This window comes from Mesoterricola silvestris, from assembly GCF_030295405.1.
Taxonomy (GTDB): Bacteria; Acidobacteriota; Holophagae; order Holophagales; family Holophagaceae; genus Mesoterricola; species Mesoterricola silvestris.
Genome location: NZ_AP027080.1, coordinates 3,032,573 through 3,048,265, shown reverse-complemented (window position 1 = coordinate 3,048,265; position 15,693 = coordinate 3,032,573). Strand labels below are relative to the sequence as shown.

The window sequence follows — 15,693 nt, the reverse complement described above, 5'->3', positions numbered from 1 at the left end:
CCGGCAAAACCTAGGTCATGAATCGCTAAGTTGAACGCGGTGATCTGGCTCCAGCTTTGACATGACGTTCTTTATCCTGCTTTTCCCTGGACCCTGTTTATCCCCGTTGGAGGTTCGCTGGGAATGGGGACACCCAATGAGTGCCCCCGATAATGCGATAATGCCACTTCCCCCTAACAGGACGGCGCCCCATGAACGCGGAACTCCAATCCTTTGTATATAAAGCCCTTTCCTCGGGCCACCCGCGGGAGGCCATTGCCCTGGCTCTTGAGGAAGCCGGCTGGAGCACGGAAGAGATTAAAAGTGCGCTCCATGGATATGTCGACGCCGGCCTCGGGCTTCCCGTTCCACGAAAGGCCGTTTCCAGCTCGCCCAAGGAGGCCTTTCAGTTCCTCCTTCTCTTTTCGTCCCTGGTGACCTGGTCATTCTCGCTCGGATCGATCCTTTTCGATCTTCTGAACCTCTGGATGCCGCAACCAGGCGAGTATGAAATGGCCAGCCACCACATCAGAAGCCTAAGGACGCAGATCTCATCCGTGCTTGTGGCCTTTCCCCTATTCATGGTCCTGAACCACCTGGTCACTGCGGCGGCCCGGCGCAATCCTGGGCAGCGGATCTCTCCGATCCGGCGATGGTCCACGTATTTGACATTGCTACTCGCATCCGTCGCCCTGGTCACCGACCTCATCGTGCTGGCCCACACGTTCCTGGAAGGAGAAATGACCTCGCGGTTCATCCTCAAAACCCTTGTGGTCGCTGTATTGGCTGGGGCTGCACTCGGCCACTACTTCCTCCAGCTTCGTAAGGATGAACTTGACCCCAGTGCGGACATGGGTGTTCGTACACCAGGCCAGCTCCTCCTGGCAGGCTGCGTGGTGCTGGTTCTGGCGGTGGCTTTCTGGAACGTTGGCAGCCCCAGCCGGGTGAGGCTCCAGAACCTGGATGCGCGCAGGGTCCAGGATCTGCAAAACATCCAGGAGGGCATTTCCAGCTATGCCGAAACCCACGGGAAGCTGCCGGCAACCCTGGCCGACTGCAACGGAGATCCTTTAACCTACATCCGCGCCATGGAGGATCCGGAGACCCACGAGCCCTACCTGTATCGCATCCTGGACGCGAGCCATTTCGTGATCGGTGCAACCTTCGCTGGACCCACACCGGCCAATGGATCCGGGCCCGGATTCTGGAAGCATGGGCAAGGCCCCAGCGAGTTCCAGATCGAATGGAGGAAGGCCCCGTCCCGGGAGTGAGTCTTTTCCCCAAACCTAGATGGGGCAGGACCGCGCTCTTATCGAAACCGCCTGAAGTTTTTGACTTCAGGCGGTTTGTTTGGTGGAGCTGAACAGGATCGAACTGTCGACCTCCTCATTGCGAACGAGGCGCTCTCCCAGCTGAGCTACAGCCCCAGGAGCTTCCATTCTACCGGGGGCGCGGGGTTCGTCAATGGGGGCGGGGCTGGGGAGGACAAGAATCGCCCAAGGTTGGGCTTGCCCTCGCCCGGCCGGGAACGGACACTTGGATCATGAAAAACGCACCTTTCACGTTCCTGTTCGTCCTTGCGGCCGCCGGCGGGTTTTTCCAGGTGCTGGCGGAGGGGCCGCCGAGTTACACGCACATCCGGTTGACCCCCTGGTTCCTGGAAATGCCGGGGCCTCCGGTGAAACGCGCCGCGGCGGTGAAGGGCCTGCGGCAGCCCCGGCTGGCCGGGGCGGCGCGGGTGGAGGTGTGGGGCGATACGCTCGAGGAGCGGTTGCGGCTGTTCCGCATGGACCTGACGCCTTCGCTGTCCCGGGCCTACGTCCTGGGCACCAACAGCAGCGCCACCTCCCAGCAGCTGGGGGAGTTCATGACCATGACGGCCTCGGACGTGCGTCCGCCCTCCGTGCCGAGCGTCTTCTACAACGGCTTCCGGAGGGTGGACGATCCCGAGCTGGCCCGGGCCGGCATCCACATCGGGGTCAACAGCCGGTCCACGATCACGATCAGCGCCGAACCGCGGCGCCGCTGAGGGCTACATCAATTCGCGCATGCACTCGGCCAGCACCTCGGGGCCGGGCTTGACCTTGGCCTGGGGGATCGTGGCCAGGACCTCGTCCACGGTGTGGGTGAAGTCGTGGAGGATGGGCTTGCCGGTCTTGATGTGGAGGATGCCGGTGAGGAATTCGCCCCGGTCGTGGGCCTCGTGCACGGCCTTCATGGCCGCGAAGCGGTCCGTGGGGTCGAAGTCCTTGTCGATGGCCCGGAAGGTGAGGCGGGAGCCGTCGGGGAGGCCCACCTCCATGGCCTCGCCGGCCTCGATATCCACTTCCTCGGCGTCGTAGTAGGGCACGAAGCCCAGCTCCTGCAGGGGCATCTCCCGGTCCTTGGCGTTCTTGTAGGACTTGGTGGAGCTGTCGTGGTTGTTGAAGGTCACGCAGGGGCTGATGACGTCGATGAGGGCGGTGCCTTCGTAGGCCAGGGCGGCCTTGAGGATCGTGCCCAGCTGCTTGGGGTTGCCGCTGAAGCTGCGCGCCACGAAGCCGCAGCCCAGCTCCATGGCCAGGGTGCAGGGATCGATGGGGGTGATCTCGTTCACGTCGCCGTGCTTGAGGGTGGAGCCCACGTCGGCGGTGGCGCTGAACTGGCCCTTGGTGAGGCCGTAGACGCCGTTGTCCTCCAGGATGTAGACCACGGGGACGTTGCGCCGGATCATGTGCACCAGCTGGCCCATGCCGATGGACATGGAGTCGCCGTCGCCGCTGGCCAGGAGGTTGATGAGGCTGCGGTTGGCCAGGGCGGCGCCGGTGCACACCGCGGCGGCGCGGCCGTGCACGGAGTTGAAGCCCCAGGCCTGGCTCATGAAGTAGGTGGGGGTCTTGCTGGAGCACCCGATGCCGCTGAGCTTGGCGACGCGGTGGGGCTCGAGGTTCATCTCCCAGGCGGCCTGGATCACCTGGGAGGTGATGGCGTCGTGGCCGCAGCCGGGACACAGGGTGGACTTGGCGCCCACGTAGTCCTGCTTGGTGAGGCCGATCTTGTTGGTGGGGACGGTGGCGGTGGCGGTCATGGTCGGATCCTCAGTTCTCGGCGGCGTTGATCTGATCGACGATGGTCTGGGCGGTGATGGCGGTGGAATCGTAGTGCAGGACCTTCTTCATCCGCATGGAGTGCTGGGGGAAGAACTCCCGCAGCAGGTTCGTCATCTGGCCGTCGCGGTTCTGCTCCACGACGTAGACCACGTCGTGGGACGCGATGAATTCCTCCACGGCGTCCGTGAAGGGCAGGGCCCGCACCCGCAGGTAGTCGGTGTCCTTGCCGTGCTTTTCCGAGAGCAGGTCCCGGGCCTCCACCACGGCGGGGTCGCTGGACCCGTAGGCCAGGATGCCCCGCTGCACCCCGGGGCCGGTGAGAAGCGGCCCGGGCACCGAGGCGCGGGCGGTGAGGAATTTCTTCTTCAGGCGGTCCACGGTGGCCAGGAACTCCTCGGGCTTCTCGGAGTAGAGGGCGTAGGGATTGTGGCCGGTGCCCCGGGCGAAGTAGGCGCCCTTTCCGCCGGGGGTGCCGGGCAGGGTGCGCTGGCAGACCCCGTCGCCGTCCACGTCCTTGTAGCGGCCCCAGTCCTGGATGACCTTGAGCTCCTCCTCGCCCAGGACCTTGCCCCGGTCGAAGTCGCCCTCGGGGTAGGCGAAGGGCTGGGAGGCCCAGTTCTGCATCCCCAGGTCCAGGTCGGACACCACGAAGACCGGGGTCTGGTACCGTTCGGCCAGGTCGAAGGCCTGGTACGTGAACTGGAAGCACTCCTCCATGCTGCCGGGGTAGAGGCAGATGTGGAGGGTATCCCCGTGGCTGCACTTGGCGCAGAGCTCCACGTCGCCCTGGCTGGTGCGGGTGGGCAGGCCCGTGGAGGGGCCCATGCGCGTGACGTCCAGGAAGACCCCGGGGCATTCGGCGAAGTAGCCCAGCCCGATGAACTCGCTCATGAGGGAGATGCCCGGACCCGAGGTGGCCGTCATGGCCCGCGCCCCGGCCCAGCCCGCGCCCACCACCACGCCGGCCGACGCGATCTCGTCCTCCATCTGGACGATGGCGACGTTCAGCTTGCCGGTGACGGGATCCTTGCGGTAGACCTTGGCGTAATCGATGAGGTTCTCGATGGCCGAGGAGCTGGGGGTGATGGGATACCAGGCCACCACCGTGACCCCCGCGAACATGGCGCCCAGGGCGCAGGCGGTGTTGCCGTCGACGATGATCTGGCCCTGGGTCTTGTCGTCGCGGACGATCTTCAGGCGGTTCTGCCGGGGCGCCTCGGCGGCGGCCCAGTCGAAGCCGGCCTGCACCGCCCCCTGGTTCAGATCGATGGCCTTCTGCTTGCCGTCCAGCTGCTTGGCGATGGCGGCCTTCACCTCGTCCATGTCCAGGTCCAGCATCTGCGCGGCCACGCCCACGTAGATCATGTTCTTCACCAGCTTGTGGAGCTTGGGCTCGGGGCAGGCGGCGGCCACCAGCTTCTGGAAGGGCACGGCGCAGAAGTGCAGGTCGGAGCGCAGGGCGTCCAGCTTCAGCGGCTCGTCGTAGATGAGCAGGGTGCCCGGCCGGACCTTGGCCACGTCCTCCTTGGCGGTTTCGGGGTTCATGCAGATCATCAGATCGATGCCAGCCTTGCGGGCCTTGTAGCCCTTGTGGTTGGCCCGGATCTGGAACCAGGTGGGCAGGCCGGCGATGTTCGACGGGAAGAGGTTCTTCCCGGAAACGGGCACGCCCATCTGGAAGATCGTGCGCATGAGCACGATGTTCGCGGTCTGGGAGCCGGATCCATTGACGGTGGCCACCTCGATCGAGAAATCGTTGACCAGGGTTCCCCCGTCGACGGCTTCAACAGTGGCGGATTGCGTGAGCATGGTTCGACCTCCCCCAGGGATTCGGTATTGTGACGCTCGTGCCTTGGCGCGCGCCTGGGTAATTACAGGGTGGCGCCTGGGTAAATACTACCAGATTGGTCGGATTAGATGAAAGGCCGCACGGGAATTTTTTTGAACATCGAGGCGAAAAAAAAGGGATTGACGGGGGTCCCGGTTTCGTCTATCTTATGGGTTATGAAGCCAATGGACCTTACGAAACGCCAGCTTGCGGTGCTGCAGTTCATTCGGAAGTTTCTCGAAACCGAAGAGCGGAGCCCCACCCTGAAGGAAATTGCCGAGGGGGTCGGCTCCAGTGCCGTAAGCACCATTCATAAACACGTGCAGCACCTCATGGACAAGGGGTTCCTGGACCGCAGCCACGGGAAGGGCAACAACATCGTCCTCGCCCAGGAGCCGGCCGCGGCGCCCCGGGAGCTGGCCTCCAGCGAATGGGGCCACGAGGATGGCAAGCGGGCCCGGTCCGTGCCGTTCTGCGGCGACGTGGCCGCCGGCCAGCCTCTGCTGCCCGAATCCCGGGCCATCCCCCTGGAGGTGCCCACCTGCATCCACCGGGACCGGCAGGAGCTGTTCGTCCTGCGGGTGCGGGGGGATTCCATGGTGGAGGATTCCATCCTGGACGGGGACCTGGTGGTGCTCCAGCGCCGCGGGGACTACCGCAACGGGGACCGGGTGGTGGCCCTCATCGACGGGGAGGAGGCGACCCTCAAGGAGTTCCGCAAGGACCCCCAGGGCGTGTGGCTCATTCCCCACAACCCGGATCTCTCGCCGAAATGCTTCGCCCCCGACCGCATCGCCATCCAGGGCGTCCTGGTGGGCGTCATGCGCAGCTGCTGAGGTCCCGGGTGGCCCGACGCCAGCCCCCGTGCGCCGGGGGCGGGCGTTCCCGTCTATTTTCCTAAAATATTGAAGGGGGGCAAGGGTTCTCGCTACACTCAGCATTGAGCCCGGAGCGCCCGCAAATGGTGTTTTTCAACCACGCCACGCGTCAAATGACGACGAAGATTGTGTACTACGGCCCCGGCCTGTGCGGGAAAACCACCAATCTCAACACGATCTACGGCCGCACGTCCCAGAAGGCCCGGGGCGAGATGGTCTCCCTGAACACGGAAACGGACCGCACCCTGTTCTTCGATCTGCTGCCCATGGACGTGGGCATGGTGGGCGGTTTCAAGAGCAAGCTGCAGCTCTACACGGTGCCCGGCCAGGTGTTCTACAACTCCACCCGAAAGCTCGTGCTCAAGGGCGTGGACGGCGTGGTGTTCGTGGCGGACAGTCAAACAGCCATGCTGGACGCCAACAAGGAGAGCTTCCAGAACCTGCGGGACAACCTCCGGGAACTGGGGCTGGACCTCAAGGACATCCCCCTGGTCTTCCAGTGGAACAAGCGCGACCTCAAGAGCATCATCCCCGTGGACGTGCTGGAGCGGGAGCTCAATCCCTCCGGCCATACCAGCTTCCAGTCCATCGCCTCCGACGGCACGGGGGTCTTCGAGACCCTGCGGGGCATCACGAAGCTCGCCCTGGCCAACATCAAGGCCCTCCACATGGTGGACGCCGCGGGGGCCAAGGCCCCGGCGCCCACGGCCCTGCACACCCCCGGGTTCCGGGACTCCGGGGCGCCCCCCGAGGCGCTCAGCACCCTGGACCTGTCCCACTCCCGGGACCTACTGGGCGAGGAGGAGACCTCCGGCGGCGCCGGGACGGCCCCCGCCGCGCCCGTGCAGGTGATGGCCCCCCTCCACGTCAAGCTCTCCCCCGCCGGGGGCAAGGGGGCGCCCGCGGTGCCCAAGGTGCACCTGAAGCCTCCGCCGCTCCCCGTGGTGCCCCGGCCCCTGGCGCTCCCGGCCCCCGTGCCCATGGCGCTTCCCCGGGTGCCCCAGGCCCGGCCCCACCCGGATCTGCACCTGACCCTCTCCCCCTTCGCCCTGGACGGCGACATGGAAGTGGTGGTGACGGTCCGCCAGAACGGCGCGGAAATCGGCACGGCGACCCTGCATCGCCCGACCCCCGCCTGGGGCGCCTCCGGAGCGCTCTCCGTGGAAATCAAGAGGTCCTGAAATGCGTCAGACGGTGGTTCTCGCGACGGCCCTCCTGGGGGCCCAGGTCCTTGCGGCGGCGGAACCTCCCGCCTGGTGGAAGGCCTTCACCGCCGCCCCCCGCATGGCGGCGGGCTTCATCCAGGAATCCGACAGCGCCGTGTTCGGCAAGCTCAAGCGCACCGGCATCCTCCGCCTGGCCAAGGGCGGGCGCCTGCGGGTGGAGTACCAGAAGGGGCTCCTGCTGGTGGCCGACGGCCGCAAGCTGGTCCAGTACGACGCCGAGGCCCGCACCGCCCAGAAGGTGGACCTGCGCAGCGCCTCCAAGGACGCGCCGCTCCTGTGGGTCCTGCTGGATCCCGCCGCCCTGGACAAGGTGTTCGCCGTCAAGCCCGGCGCCGGGCCCGACGCCTTCACCCTGGAACCCCGCAAGGCCGGCCTGCCCAAGGTGAGCCTGGAAGGGAAGGGGGGCATGCCCCTGCGCATCAGCTGGGTGGATCCCACCGGCGCCCGGCAGGTGCTGGAATTCCTGTCGCCCCACGTGCCCGCGCCCTTCGCCGCGGACACCTTCGCCTTCAAGGCCCCCGCGGGAACCCGGTGGATCGCTACCCCAGGGTCGCGTGAATGAAGGTCACCACGTCGTCGGTGTTGGTGCCGGGCTGGAAGATGGCCCTGATGCCGGCTTCCTTGAGCGCGGGGATGTCCTCGTCGGGGATGATGCCGCCGGCGAACACCAGCACGTCGTCGATGCCCTTCTCCTTCAGGAGCCGCATGACCTCGGGGAAGATCTGGTTGTGGGCGCCGCTGAGGATGCTCATGCCCAGGACCTGCGCGTCCTCCTGCTCCACCGCGGCCACGATCTGGGCGGGGGTCTGCCTCAGGCCGGTGTAGATCACTTCCATGCCCGCGTCGCGCAGGGCCCGCGCCACGACCTTGGCCCCGCGGTCGTGCCCGTCGAGGCCCGGCTTGGCGATGATCACGCGGATGGGGGTAGTGGACATTTCAACTCCAACGTAGGCATGGATTATAGAGCACACCCGGGTCCCCGGGGATCGCGGGCGCGCCACTTGTGACGGATTACTTCACTTCCTTGACCGCCGTGATGGTCACGGGGCTCACGGGAACGTCGGCCATGCCCTTCTGGGTGCCGGTCTTGGCGGCGGCGATCTTGTCCACCACGTTCATGCCCTTGATGACCTTGCCGAACACGCAGTAGCCGAAATCGGCGAGGTTCCGGGCCTTGAAATCCAGGGCCTTGTTGTCCTTCACGTTGATGTAGAACTGGGCCTTGGCGCTGTCGGGCAGGCTCTCCCGGGCCATGGCGATGGTGCCCCGCACGTTGCTGAGGCCCTTGGCCTTGGCCAGGTCCGCCTCGCACTTGATGGAGGCGTCGGTGGGCTTCTTGGCCAGGTCGGGGGTGTGGCCGCCGCCCTGGATGATGGCGGGGGCGGACTTCTTCACCCGGTGGAAGATGGTGCCGGGGTAGAAGCCCTTCTTCACGTAGTTCATGAAATTGGCCACGGTGACGGGCGTGGCGTCGGGTTCCAGTTCCACCGTGAAGGCCCCGGCGGTGGTGGTGATCTCCACCCTGGGCTTGGCGGCCAGGAGGGGCAGGCTCAGGAGGAGGACGGTCAGGACTTTTCGCACGCTGGTCTCCATGGGATTGTGGTTCTATCCTAGCTCATCCTGGAGACCCGCATGATTCCGCTTCTCACCGCCCGGGAAATGAGGGACCTGGAACACAGGGCCATCCAGGGCTGGGGCATCCCCTCCCTGGTGCTCCAGGAGCATGCCGCCCTGGGCGCGCTGGCCCTGCTGCCAGGGGAGGGGCCCCTGCACGTGCTGGCGGGCCCCGGGAACAACGGGGGCGACGCCCTCGCCCTGGCGCGGCTGGCGCGGCTCCGGGGCCGGGACGTGGAGGTGTGGACCCTGGACCCCGAACCCGCCTGGAAGGGCGACGCGGCCCTGCAGGCCCGGCTGTGGACGGGCCTGGGCGGGACCTTCCGGTTCGCGGCCGATCCCCGGGGGGCCGCCGCGGGCTTCCGGGGGTGGGTGGTGGACGGCCTCTTCGGCCTGGGCACGCGCCTGCCGCTGGGCGGCGCCGCCCTGGCCTGGGTGGAGGCCCTGGAGGGGGCGCGGGTGCTGGCCCTGGACCTGCCCTCGGGGCTGGACCCCGGCTCCCCCGAACCCGCCGGCCCCGCCGTGCGGGCCTCGCGCACCGCCGCCTTCGGGCACCTGAAGATCTGCCACGGCCTGCGACCGGCCCGGGACTTCTGCGGGGAGATCACCCTCGTGCCCATCCCCCTGCAGGGCGCCCCCGGGGCCGCCATGCGCCTCCTGGAGCGGCCCCGGCCCCGCCCGGGGGGGTGGGACGCCCACAAGGGCGACTTCGGCCACGTGGCCATCCGCGCGGGATCCCCGGGCATGTCCGGCGCCGCGGTGCTGGCGGCCCTGGGCGCCCTGCGCATGGGGGCGGGCCTGGTGACGGTGCTCACGGACGCCTCGGTGCGGGCCGAGGTGGCCGGCCAGGTGCCCGAGGCCATGGTGCGGGCCTGGGAGGGCGCCGTGCCCGCGGGCGTCGACGCGGTGCTGGCGGGGCCCGGCGGGGTCACGGAGGTGCCCGGCTGGGAGGGCCCGCTGGTGGTGGACGCTTCCGCCCTCCGGGAGGGGGAGGGCCCCCGGTGGATGGAACGCGCGGACACCGTCATCACCCCCCATCCCGGCGAATTCCTGCGGCTCTTCGGTCCCGGGGACGGGGACCGGACGGTCCGGGCCCGGGCCGTGGCCACGGGGCCCGGGGTCCTGGTGCTCAAGGGCGCCCAGACCCTGGTGGCCGGGGGCGGGCTGGCCGAGATATGGGCGAACCCCACGGGGCACCCGGGCCTGGCCACGGGCGGGTCCGGGGATTTCCTGGCCGGCATGGTGGCCGCCGCCGCCGCGGGCTGGCGCCGGAATCCCGCCGGGCGCACCCTGCGGGAGGCCGCGGCCGCCGCGGTGTGGCTCCACGGGGCCGCCGCGGACCGCCTGGGCCCCGGGCCCATCCTCATCCGCGACCTGGGCCCGTCCCTGGCCGCCCTGCTCAGGGACATCCATTCGGAGGACCACCATGCCTGAAACACGCCTCCTGCGGGAGGAAGGGGCCACCGAGGCCCTGGGGGCCGAACTGGCCCGCCTGACCCCCCCCGGGGGGACCTGGCTCCTGCGCGGCCCCCTGGGGGCGGGCAAGACCACCTGGACCCGCGGCTTCGTGGCCGGCCTGGGGGGGGACCCCGACCAGGTGGCCTCCCCCACCTACGCCGTGCTCCACCGCTACAGTTGCCCCGCCGCCCGGATCCACCACCTGGACCTCTACCGCCTGGGCGAGGCCGGCGCCTGGACCTTGGGGCTGGAGGAGACGGTCACGTCCGCCGACTACCTGGTGGTGGAATGGGCCGGGGGCCCCGGTCCCTGGCCCACCCCATGGGTGGCCGAACTGGAACTGGAGGGGGAAGGGGACGAGCGTACCGCCACCTGGCGGCTGCCCGAAGCCCTTTAAATCACCCGGATTTCCGGCATGCCCTTGTGGGACGGGGGTCTTTCCCCGCACAATGGAGGTGACCCCAGCGCAGCGAGGGGCGCCATGACGCACAAGGCGGACAAACCACCTGGAATCTCGGTCATCGCCGTGGACCGGAACTATGTGCCAATGATGGAGGTTGCCCGCCGAAAGGCCATCCGCGCGGTGGCCTCCGGCCGGGCCCAGGTGCTCAATCCCGCCAACCTGGACCGCTCCGAGGACCCCTGCGGCGCCATCTACCTCATCATCTTCCCCCACGCCCAGGCCTGCTCGGAAAGCAAGCTCCTCATGGGCCGCCTGGACCGGCGGGTCATGCGCAGGGACCACTACACCTGCCAGTACGAAGGCTGCCACAACCGCGCCGACACCATCGACCACATCATCCCCCTGTGCCAGGGGGGCCGGTCCACCTGGCAGAACCTGGTGGCCTGCTGCCTCCTGTGCAACCAGCACAAGGGCGGCCGCACCCCGGAGCAGGCCGGCATGCGCCTCAAGAAGGTGCCCGAAGGCCCCCGGGCCCACCTGTTCCGGCGCTTCGAAGAGATCCTCAAAGACGGCTCGGCGGCGTAGAATCGAAGCCATGAAGACGATATCGTTGCGCGTGGACGTGGATACCCTGGAGGGCTCCCTGAAGGGGATACCGGCCCTCCTGCGGATGCTGGACAAGCAGAAGATGCAGGCCAGCTTCTACTTCAGCTTCGGTCCGGACAACAGCGGCAAGGCCCTGCGGCGGATCTTCCGGAAGGGCTTCCTGGAGAAGATGCGCCGCACCGGGCCGGCCCGGCTCTACGGGTTCAAGACCATGATGTACGGGGTGCTGCTCCCGGCGCCCATCATCTGGAAGCGCGCCGCCGCCCAGATGCGCAGCGCCCGCGAGGCCGGCCACGAGGTGGCCATCCACGGGTGGGACCACGTGCAGTACCACGATCTGCTGGACCGCAAGTCCCGGCCCTGGCTGGAAGCCTGGTTCCGGGACGCGCACAACGCCTACCAGGAGGTCTTCGGGGAGGCCGCCCGGGGCGCGGTGAGCCCCGCCTGGCGCTGCAACGACGCCACCCTGGAGATCCAGGAGGCCTACAAGCTGGACTACGCCGGGGACTGCCGGGGCCTGTCCCCCTTCTATCCCGTCGTGAAGGGCCGCACCCTCTCCACGCTCCAGGTGCCCACCACGCTGCCCACCCTGGACGAGTACCTGGGCCTGGACGGCATGACCGCGGACCAGGTGAACGAAAAGGTCTGGTCCCTGCTCCGGGAGGACGCCCTCAACGTCTACGCCCTGCACACGGAGGTGGAGGGAGGGGCCCTGGCGGGCACCTTCGAGGCCTTCCTGCGGGGCCTGCGGGACCGGGAGGTGCGGGTGCGCACCCACGCGGACTGGGTGCCCGAGCTCAAGGCCGCCAACCCTCCCGCGCGGGAACTCACCCGCCTGGAGATTCCGGGCCGGGCCGGCTGGGTGAGCTCCGGCGGCTAGTGACCCCCTGCACTCGCCGGCCCAGGGATAATCCCGGGAGTCGTCCGGAGATCCCATGAGCACCTTCATCCACGAGCTGGAAGCCTACGACCTGCTGGAACTGGCGGGCCTTCCCGGGCTGCGCCGGGGCCTGGTGCGAAGCCGCGCCGACGTGGACCGGCTGCCCTTCAAGGCCGGGGAGAAGGTGGTGCTCAAGGGCGTGGCCCAGGACGTGTGGCACAAGTCCGACGTGGGCCTGGTGCGCTTCGAGGCCTTCGACGCCGAGGCCGTGTGGGCCCACGCCCAGGACATGGAGAAGACCGCGGGCGGCCCCTGGGTGGGCATGCTGGTGGTGGAGATGGTGGATTTCCGCAAGGTGGCGGGCCTGCCCACCGAGGCCCTGGTGGCCCTGCGCCGGACCCCCGAGGCCGGGTGGACCGTGGTGCTGGGCATCGGCGGGCTCCACACCAACGCCTGGGGCGAGGAGATCCGGCCCTGCCTGTGGCCCCTGTCCCTGGTCACCCCCGAGCAGGCCCTGGCCGATTTCAAGGCCCACTACCTGGGCCGGGTGTGGCTGGGCACCCTGCGCCAGGGCAAGCCGCTCACCACCGAAGGCGCGGTGCTCTCCTACCTGCGCGGCCTGTGGACCCTGGCGGACCTCCTGGACAGCCGCAAGGCCGAACTGCTGGAAATGAACCCCGTGGTCCTGGATCCGGAAGGGCGGCCCGTGGCCCTGGACGGGGTGGGGAGCCTGGGCGCCCCGGCGCCGGAGGCCCCCAAGGGCCTGGCGCCCTCCCAGCTCCTGGATCTCCTGGTGAAGCCCCGCACCATCGCCCTGGCCGGCATCTCCGCGCGGCCCGGCACCCCCGGGCGCATGATCCTGGACAACCTCCTCACCTCCACCCTGGACCGGGCCGCCATCATCCCCATCAAGCCGGGCACCGCGGAAATCGACGGCCTGCCCTGCCTGGGGGGCGTGGAGGACCTGGCGGCGCGGCCCGTGGACATGCTCATCCTCTGCCTTCCCGCGGCCCAGACCGTGGCCGCCATCCAGCAGCTCTGCGAACAGGGCGGGGGCGCCCAGGTGGTGTACCTGGTCCCCGGGGGCGTGGGGGACGGCGCGGACACCGAGGGCCGCGGCGCCTTCCTCACCGATCTCCTGGCCCGGCGCCGGGCCCAGGGGCTCTGGACCCCGGCCCTGGTGGGACCCAACGGCCTGGGCTTCCTCAGCAGCGAGGGGCGGGTGAACACCCTGTTCATCCCCCAGGAGAAGCTGCCCGTGGAGGCCCGGGGCGGCGCCCTTTCCCTGGTGAGCCAGAGCGGGGCCTTCCTCATCTCCCGCCTCTCCTCGGCGCCGGAGCTGCCCCTGCGCTACGCCGTGTCCATCGGCAACCAGATCGACGTGCGCCTTTCGGACTTCATCGCCGCCCTGGGGGACGACGCGCAGACGCGGGTCATCGCCACCTACGTGGAGGGCTTCCAGCCCGGCGATCTCCTGGCCACGGCCAAGGCGGCCCGGGAGGTGATCGCCAAGGGCAAGTGGGTGGTGCTCTACAAAGGCGGGCGCAGCAGCGAAGGCCAGAAGGCCGCCAGCAGCCACACCGGGGCCCTGGCCGGGGACTGGGCGCTGCAGAAGGCCCTGCTCAAGCGCGCCGGAATCATCGTGTGCGAGAGCATGGGGGTCTTCGACGCGGCCCTGGCCTGGGTTTCGGCCTTCCCCGCGGGCAAGCCCTCCCGGGTGGCGGTGATCAGCAACGCCGGCTACGAGAGCGTGGTGAGCGCCGACCTGCTGGAGGGGGCCGTGGCCGGCCACGTGCTGGCGGATAAGGACGTGGCCTCCCTGAAGGCGCTGCTGGAGACCCACAAGCTCACGGAGCTGGTGAACCCCCGGCTCCCCCTGGACGTGACGCCCATGGCCGACGGGGCGGCGTACCTGGATTCGGCCCGCCTCATCGCGGCCACCGCCGCCGACACCCTGGTGATCGGCCTGGTGCCCTTCACCCGCCGCCTGGACACCACGGATCCCGCGGCCATGGACGCCTTCGCCGGGGATCTCGCGGCCATCGCCCGGGATTCCGGCAAGCGGGTGGGCGTCGCGGTGGAGGGCGGGGCCCTCTACGGGCCCTACCGGGAGGCCCTGGCCAAGGCCGGCCTGCCGGTCTTCCTCACCATGGAAAAGGCCCTCCAGGGCCTCCGGATCCTGGCGGAGGCCTGAATGGTCCCCGGGTGCCGGAGCAAGAAGCGGAGGGCGGAGCACGAGGCCCGCTCCTCGTGCGAGGATAGGGCGCTCTGATCCCGCGCGTCCCTATTCCTTCCACGAAACCCCTTCCGAGGTATCCCATGCCCAAGACCATGATCGAACCCTTCCGCATCAAGAGCGTCGAACCCATCCGCATGACCACCCGCGCCGAGCGCGAGCGGCTCCTGGAAGACGCGAAACTCAACGTCTTCAAGCTCCGCGCCGAGGATGTCATCCTCGACTTCCTCACCGACTCCGGCACCGGCGCCATGAGCGCCAAGCAGTGGGGCGCCATCATGGAGGGCGACGAGAGCTACGCCGGGGCGCGCAGCTTCTTCCGCCTCCAGTCCGTGCTGCAGAAGCTCACCGGCTACCCCCACATCATCCCCACCCACCAGGGGCGCGCCGCGGAGCGCATCTTCTTCGGGGTGGCCACCAAGCGCGGCGACATCGTCCCCAACAACACCCACTTCGACACCACCCGGGCCAACCTGGAATTCGACGGCGTCGAGGCCGCGGACCTGGTGATCCCCGAGGGCACCCAGCCCCGCACCATCCACCCCTTCAAGGGCAACATCGACCTGGGCAAGGTGGAGGACCTCCTGAAGACCAAGGGGGACCGCGTGCCCTTCGGCATGCTCACGATCACCAACAACTCCGGGGGCGGCCAGCCCGTGTCCATGGCCAATATCCGGGCCTACAGCGAACTCCTCAAGCGCTACGGCAAGCCCCTGATCCTGGACGTGTGCCGCTTCGCCGAGAACGCCATGTTCATCAAGCTGCGCGAAGAGGGCATGCAGGACCGCACCATCGAAAGCATCGCCCAGGAGATGTTCCGCCTCGCCGACGGCTGCACCATGAGCGCCAAGAAGGACGGCATGGTCAACATCGGCGGCTTCATCGCCCTCAAGGACGAAACCTGGGTGGAGGCCGCGCGCAACAACCTCATCCTCACCGAGGGCTTCCCCACCTACGGCGGCCTCGCGGGCCGCGACCTGGAGGCCCTGGCGGTGGGCCTGGAGGAGGTCCTCCACGAGGACTACCTCCGCTACCGCCTGCGCACCGCCGAGTACATGGGCGAGAAGCTCCTGGCCGGGGGCGTCGCCATCGTGGAGCCCACCGGCGGCCACGCCGTCTACATCGACGCCAAGGAATTCCTGCCCCACCTGGGCCCCCAGGACTATCCCGCCTGGTCCCTGGCCAACGCCCTCTACCTGGAAGGCGGCATCCGGGGCGTGGAGATCGGCTCGGTGATGTTCGGCCGGCGCGACGACGACGGCGTGGAGCACTACGGTCCCATGGAACTGGTGCGCCTGGCCTTCCCCCGCCGGGTCTACACCCAGAGCCACTTCGACTTCGCGGCCGAAGTGATCTGCGAGCTCAAGGCCAAGGCCCATCTGGTGCGCGGCGTGCGCATCGCGAAGCAGACGAAGTACCTGCGCCACTTCACGGCGGAGATGAACTGGGCCTGAGGTTCCGGGAAGCGCGGGCAGCATCCCCGCTGCCCGCGCTTG

14 protein-coding genes, 1 tRNA gene and 1 pseudogene are annotated in these 15,693 nt (G+C 68.6%); 11 read left to right on the top strand and 5 right to left on the bottom strand.

Features of this window, described 5'->3' with window-relative positions:
* Window positions 1-191 precede the first annotated feature (191 nt).
* On the top strand, window positions 192-1,250 hold the full coding sequence (locus tag R2J76_RS13210; protein WP_316412089.1) for a DUF5671 domain-containing protein: 1,059 nt from the start codon (window positions 192-194) through the stop codon (window positions 1,248-1,250).
* Between the two features lie 80 nt (window positions 1,251-1,330).
* Here the strand turns inward: R2J76_RS13210 and R2J76_RS13205 are convergent.
* Window positions 1,331-1,406: transfer RNA gene (locus R2J76_RS13205), tRNA-Ala, on the bottom strand.
* Between the two features lie 116 nt (window positions 1,407-1,522).
* On the opposite strand from R2J76_RS13205, the gene R2J76_RS13200 reads away from it, so the two are divergent.
* Entirely contained in the window at window positions 1,523-2,008 is a 486-nt protein-coding gene (locus R2J76_RS13200) for a hypothetical protein (RefSeq protein ID WP_316412088.1), read from the top strand.
* 3 nt (window positions 2,009-2,011) lie between these two features.
* Here the strand turns inward: R2J76_RS13200 and R2J76_RS13195 are convergent, their stop codons facing one another.
* Together R2J76_RS13195 and R2J76_RS13190 are read right to left on the bottom strand one after the other, a co-directional pair.
* Complete coding sequence (locus R2J76_RS13195) at window positions 2,012-3,046, bottom strand: 2-oxoacid:ferredoxin oxidoreductase subunit beta (RefSeq protein ID WP_316412087.1); 1,035 nt, start codon at window positions 3,044-3,046, stop codon at window positions 2,012-2,014.
* A 10-nt stretch (window positions 3,047-3,056) separates the two neighbouring features.
* Window positions 3,057-4,877: a 2-oxoacid:acceptor oxidoreductase subunit alpha gene (locus R2J76_RS13190; RefSeq protein ID WP_316412085.1), complete on the bottom strand. Its 1,821-nt coding sequence runs from the start codon at window positions 4,875-4,877 to the stop codon at window positions 3,057-3,059.
* A gap of 108 nt (window positions 4,878-4,985) precedes the next feature.
* Here R2J76_RS13190 and lexA point away from each other — a divergent pair, with 108 nt between their 5' ends.
* From lexA to R2J76_RS13175, 3 genes and pseudogenes are all read left to right on the top strand, one after another.
* Window positions 4,986-5,732 (top strand): transcriptional repressor LexA, encoded by a 747-nt coding sequence (gene lexA, locus R2J76_RS13185; RefSeq protein ID WP_316412083.1) that lies wholly within the window; start codon window positions 4,986-4,988, stop codon window positions 5,730-5,732.
* Between the two features lie 125 nt (window positions 5,733-5,857).
* Window positions 5,858-6,433: pseudogene (locus R2J76_RS21590) on the top strand (GTP-binding protein); the annotation flags it as partial.
* A 523-nt stretch (window positions 6,434-6,956) separates the two neighbouring features.
* A complete protein-coding gene (locus tag R2J76_RS13175; RefSeq protein ID WP_316412080.1) occupies window positions 6,957-7,562 on the top strand; it encodes a LolA family protein in 606 nt (201 codons plus the stop codon).
* Here the strand turns inward: R2J76_RS13175 and R2J76_RS13170 are convergent.
* Both R2J76_RS13170 and R2J76_RS13165 read right to left on the bottom strand, forming a co-directional pair.
* Complete coding sequence (locus R2J76_RS13170) at window positions 7,540-7,935, bottom strand: cobalamin B12-binding domain-containing protein (protein ID WP_316412078.1); 396 nt, start codon at window positions 7,933-7,935, stop codon at window positions 7,540-7,542. The two genes, R2J76_RS13175 and R2J76_RS13170, sit on opposite strands and share 23 nt — an antisense overlap.
* Before the next feature lie 76 nt (window positions 7,936-8,011).
* A complete protein-coding gene (locus R2J76_RS13165; RefSeq protein WP_316412077.1) occupies window positions 8,012-8,581 on the bottom strand; it encodes a peptidylprolyl isomerase in 570 nt (189 codons plus the stop codon).
* 51 nt (window positions 8,582-8,632) lie between these two features.
* On the opposite strand from R2J76_RS13165, the gene R2J76_RS13160 reads away from it, so the two are divergent.
* The 6 genes from R2J76_RS13160 to R2J76_RS13135 all read left to right on the top strand — a co-directional run bounded on the left by R2J76_RS13160 (window position 8,633) and on the right by R2J76_RS13135 (window position 15,651).
* Window positions 8,633-10,048 (top strand): NAD(P)H-hydrate dehydratase, encoded by a 1,416-nt coding sequence (locus tag R2J76_RS13160; RefSeq protein WP_316412076.1) that lies wholly within the window; start codon window positions 8,633-8,635, stop codon window positions 10,046-10,048.
* Complete coding sequence (tsaE, locus tag R2J76_RS13155; protein WP_316412074.1) at window positions 10,041-10,469, top strand: tRNA (adenosine(37)-N6)-threonylcarbamoyltransferase complex ATPase subunit type 1 TsaE; 429 nt, start codon at window positions 10,041-10,043, stop codon at window positions 10,467-10,469. The genes R2J76_RS13160 and tsaE overlap by 8 nt, the downstream gene beginning before the upstream one ends.
* A gap of 84 nt (window positions 10,470-10,553) precedes the next feature.
* The gene (locus R2J76_RS13150; protein ID WP_316412072.1) at window positions 10,554-11,060 is read left to right on the top strand and encodes an HNH endonuclease; all 507 of its coding nucleotides are present in this window, start codon (window positions 10,554-10,556) and stop codon (window positions 11,058-11,060) included.
* 10 nt (window positions 11,061-11,070) lie between these two features.
* The gene (locus R2J76_RS13145; protein ID WP_316412070.1) at window positions 11,071-11,961 is read left to right on the top strand and encodes a polysaccharide deacetylase family protein; all 891 of its coding nucleotides are present in this window, start codon (window positions 11,071-11,073) and stop codon (window positions 11,959-11,961) included.
* 55 nt (window positions 11,962-12,016) lie between these two features.
* Window positions 12,017-14,155 (top strand): acetate--CoA ligase family protein, encoded by a 2,139-nt coding sequence (locus R2J76_RS13140; protein WP_316412068.1) that lies wholly within the window; start codon window positions 12,017-12,019, stop codon window positions 14,153-14,155.
* 125 nt (window positions 14,156-14,280) lie between these two features.
* Window positions 14,281-15,651 (top strand): tryptophanase, encoded by a 1,371-nt coding sequence (locus R2J76_RS13135; protein ID WP_316412067.1) that lies wholly within the window; start codon window positions 14,281-14,283, stop codon window positions 15,649-15,651.
* The last annotated feature ends 42 nt before the right edge of the window (window positions 15,652-15,693 follow it).

Excerpts from the sequence above, each read along its gene's own strand:
- R2J76_RS13210 (WP_316412089.1), top strand. The coding sequence starts at position 192 with ATGAACGCGGAACTCCAATCCTTTGTATATAAAGCCCTTTCCTCGGGC.
- R2J76_RS13200 (WP_316412088.1), top strand. The coding sequence starts at position 1,523 with ATGAAAAACGCACCTTTCACGTTCCTGTTCGTCCTTGCGGCCGCCGGC.
- R2J76_RS13195 (WP_316412087.1), bottom strand. The coding sequence starts at position 3,046 with ATGACCGCCACCGCCACCGTCCCCACCAACAAGATCGGCCTCACCAAG.
- R2J76_RS13190 (WP_316412085.1), bottom strand. The coding sequence starts at position 4,877 with ATGCTCACGCAATCCGCCACTGTTGAAGCCGTCGACGGGGGAACCCTG.
- lexA (WP_316412083.1), top strand. The coding sequence starts at position 4,986 with ATGAAAGGCCGCACGGGAATTTTTTTGAACATCGAGGCGAAAAAAAAG.
- R2J76_RS13175 (WP_316412080.1), top strand. The coding sequence starts at position 6,957 with ATGCGTCAGACGGTGGTTCTCGCGACGGCCCTCCTGGGGGCCCAGGTC.
- R2J76_RS13170 (WP_316412078.1), bottom strand. The coding sequence starts at position 7,935 with ATGTCCACTACCCCCATCCGCGTGATCATCGCCAAGCCGGGCCTCGAC.
- R2J76_RS13160 (WP_316412076.1), top strand. The coding sequence starts at position 8,633 with ATGATTCCGCTTCTCACCGCCCGGGAAATGAGGGACCTGGAACACAGG.
- tsaE (WP_316412074.1), top strand. The coding sequence starts at position 10,041 with ATGCCTGAAACACGCCTCCTGCGGGAGGAAGGGGCCACCGAGGCCCTG.
- R2J76_RS13150 (WP_316412072.1), top strand. The coding sequence starts at position 10,554 with ATGACGCACAAGGCGGACAAACCACCTGGAATCTCGGTCATCGCCGTG.
- R2J76_RS13145 (WP_316412070.1), top strand. The coding sequence starts at position 11,071 with ATGAAGACGATATCGTTGCGCGTGGACGTGGATACCCTGGAGGGCTCC.
- R2J76_RS13140 (WP_316412068.1), top strand. The coding sequence starts at position 12,017 with ATGAGCACCTTCATCCACGAGCTGGAAGCCTACGACCTGCTGGAACTG.
- R2J76_RS13135 (WP_316412067.1), top strand. The coding sequence starts at position 14,281 with ATGCCCAAGACCATGATCGAACCCTTCCGCATCAAGAGCGTCGAACCC.